This is a genomic window from Vibrio sp. 1249-1 (genome assembly GCF_033340495.1).
Window position 1 is genome coordinate 1 of record NZ_JAWOWJ010000239.1, and the last position, 916, is coordinate 916.

1 protein-coding gene is annotated in these 916 nt (G+C 41.6%); it reads left to right on the forward strand.

The window, feature by feature from the left end; translation table 11 throughout:
• Nucleotides 1–365: 365 nt before the first annotated feature.
• Nucleotides 366–686 carry a DOPA 4,5-dioxygenase family protein gene (locus R7Z50_RS25530; protein ID WP_005455725.1) on the forward strand — a complete coding sequence of 107 codons (321 nt, stop codon included), beginning with the start codon at nucleotides 366–368 and terminating at the stop codon, nucleotides 684–686.
• The last annotated feature ends 230 nt before the right edge of the window (nucleotides 687–916 follow it).

Here is a 916-nt window from a genome sequence, read left to right on the forward strand (position 1 = left end):
TAACCCATCAGTAAAGTTTTGCTTACACCCCATTTTTGCAGAGTAAAATACTGGTTTTTTATATTATTCATTTCAAAGGCTGAATTTAATCACCTTCATTTGTTACAAAGTTGCAACAAAATTGGGCTGTGAAATTTGACAAACAAAGCTAAAGTATTTGAGTGTCGTAGATTTATTTGTTGCAGAAAGATAACTTCTTCCCAATCAGACGGAATCAAGGTAGGGTGGCAGTCAATTGAAGAAGTTTGGATTCCAACGTGCCTAAGCGGCGTTAATTCGAACATAGTGTGGCTCAGTGTTTAGATGACTACACAGGCTTTGAACGACGGGGGAGTGCAACACTTAGAATTCAGATTGGAGAAGTTATGTACCACGTTCACGTTTACTTTCCTTTGCAACAGTTGGAAAAAGCACAAGCTCTGAATGAGATCATCCGCCAAGAGCGTCAAGATGTGTTGCGCGTGTATCCATTGGTCGACAGATTAGTCGGCCCGCACAAGATGCCGATGTTTGAAATGCACCTTGAGTCGATCAGTGAAGAGTTTTTGGCTTGGTTAGATACCATTCGTGGGGATTTTTCTGTGCTTATTCACCCGGTCAGCGAACGAGAACTGCGTGATCACACAGAGAGCGCGATTTGGTTAGGTCGCGAACTAGGTGTTTTCGAAGAAAAGCTAGAAAATTAACGATTTTTGCCCAAATGGCATAGACGTATGACGTCGATATCATTTGGGCGCGTTCCCTCTCTTCCTATTTCCTTCCCTGCAATCCATCCCGTAGTGTGCTAGACCTAAAGGTGTGCCTTCGCACGTTTAAAACCGTTAGCGTGCTCGTTTTTAAAACTAATATTACTCGCTGAGTAAACATATAAGATAGAAAAATCATCGCAATTCTAATCGCTTAGAAAGGCTTAAAT